Below are 1,948 nucleotides of genomic sequence, written 5' to 3'. Positions count from 1 at the left end.
GTTAAATTTAGCGCTGCTTACTAGGCGCTGTTTGCTCGGCGCTGGAAAAACCCGCTCATCTTGCCCGTAAGGCTCTGCGGTGCGACGGAATTCTACGCGACAAAATTCCGTGGCTCCTAATTCCGCGCGGCAACCGCTACGCTTGCCGCCTAAATAAAACCGCGAAATTTTAAGCGCGATCGAGGCGCTACAAATAGGCGAGTGCGACTGCGAGTGCGGCGACGTCGTGCGCGCAAGCTTTAGCGCTAGCGCGGAGCAGAGAGATGAAATTTTGCGTATCGCGCGAGCGCTAAAGCCGTGGCGCAAGGGGCCTTTTGCGCTGAATGATCTTTTTATCGATGCCGAGTGGCGAAGCTTCGTGAAATTTAACCTGCTGCGGCCGTTTTTAAATCTGAGCGGCAAAACCGTCGCCGATGTGGGCTGCAACAACGGCTACTATATGTTTCGCGCAAGCGAACTAGCGCCTGCGCGGCTAGTGGGGTTTGATCCTAGCGCGCTATTTTATCTGCAGTTTCGCTTCATCGAGAAATTCCTCCGCAGCGACGCGAAATTCGAGCTTTTGGGCGTGGAGCATCTGCCGTTTTACGAGCACAAATTCGACACGATCTTCTGCCTCGGCGTCATCTACCATCGCAGCGATCCCGTAAAGATGCTAAAAGATCTGCGAGCCTCGCTAAATGCGGGCGGCGAGGTGTTTTTAGACACGATGTATATCGAGGGGGCGGGCGATTTCGCGCTGTGCCCGAAAAACAGCTACTCAAAAATTTCAAATATCTACTTCGTCCCGACCGTCGGCGCGCTGCAGAATTGGTGCGAGAGGGCGAAATTTAAGGATTTTGAAATTTTGGCACAAAAGCCCACGGATGCTAGCGAGCAGCGCAAAACGGAGTGGATCGACGGGCAAAGCTTGGAGAATTTCCTAGACCCGCTCGACGGCTCGCGCACGATCGAGGGCTACCCCGCCCCGAGGCGTATTTATGTGCGGCTTCGGGCGTGATCCGCACCTTTGAAACATCTTTCGTGTACCCGTACACCGATATGAAATGAGCTTCGGGCGTAATTTGCGCCTTTAAAAACGCGTAAAATTTTATCAAAATTTATTCGGCTCGCAAAGAAAATTTTGCATTCGACAGAGCGCGGAATTTAGCTAAATTTGGCGGGCTCGAATTGAATTAGATCGCATTGTAGCGGTTAGGATCGGTACGGCGGCGCAAATTTTAAATTTTGCCTTTTGCGTTACGTTTTACACGCGCAGCGGCGCGAAATTTTACTAAATTTAATAAGCAGCGGTAAATTTTAAAATTTTATATACGCAGAGCACGCCAATACGCGCGTGGTGCGAACTCAGCGCAGAGTTTAACGCCCGCAGCGGCAAATAAAGCTGTAAATTTCGGCGCCTGCAATGCGAGCAAAGCGGCACAAATTCTAGCGCCCGCGAGTAAAGCGGTATAAAATTTAACGCCGATCGGCTTCACACAGCTTCACACCGCTCTTTGCGCGACGAAGCGCGGTTAAATTTAAACGATCAGCGCTCAAAAAGTTGCAAAAAATATTTTAAATTTTGCCTCTCGGCCTGCAGGCTCGTATTCGGACCGTGCCCCGGATAGAGCGTAAAATCGCCCTCTATCCGCAAAATTTTATGCAAAGACTCTCTCATCTGCGCGCCGCTTGAAAAGGGAAAATCCCACCTGCCGATAGAGCCTTTGAATATGACGTCGCCGCTAAAGATAACGCCGCCCGCTTCGATCATACAGCTGCCCGGCGTATGTCCTGCAAAAAGGCTAAATTTAACGTTAAAGCCCGCTATTTCAAGGCTTTGCTCCTGCCCTTTTACGAGTACGTCCGCTTCTATGGACTCTGGCATCGTCTCAAAGGGATCGGTCCGCAGCATAAAGGCATCCTCCTCGTGGATATAAATTTTAGCGCCCATTCTTTGCAGCTTCGCGTC

Annotated in this window: 2 protein-coding genes; one reads left to right on the top strand and one right to left on the bottom strand. The window is 51.0% G+C overall.

Annotated features, from left to right (window positions below):
• Positions 1-166: 166 nt before the first annotated feature.
• Positions 167-997 (top strand): tRNA 5-methoxyuridine(34)/uridine 5-oxyacetic acid(34) synthase CmoB, encoded by an 831-nt coding sequence (gene cmoB / locus Q0095_RS02845; protein ID WP_297881174.1) that lies wholly within the window; start codon positions 167-169, stop codon positions 995-997.
• Between the two features lie 528 nt (positions 998-1,525).
• Here the strand turns inward: cmoB and Q0095_RS02840 are convergent.
• The coding region (locus tag Q0095_RS02840; protein WP_297881172.1) for an MBL fold metallo-hydrolase at positions 1,526-1,948 on the bottom strand (423 nt) is incomplete at its 5' end.

It is taken from the genome of uncultured Campylobacter sp. (genome assembly GCF_938045535.1).
Lineage (GTDB): Bacteria > Campylobacterota > Campylobacteria > Campylobacterales > Campylobacteraceae > Campylobacter_B.
This window is presented reverse-complemented; position numbering and strand designations above follow the sequence as displayed.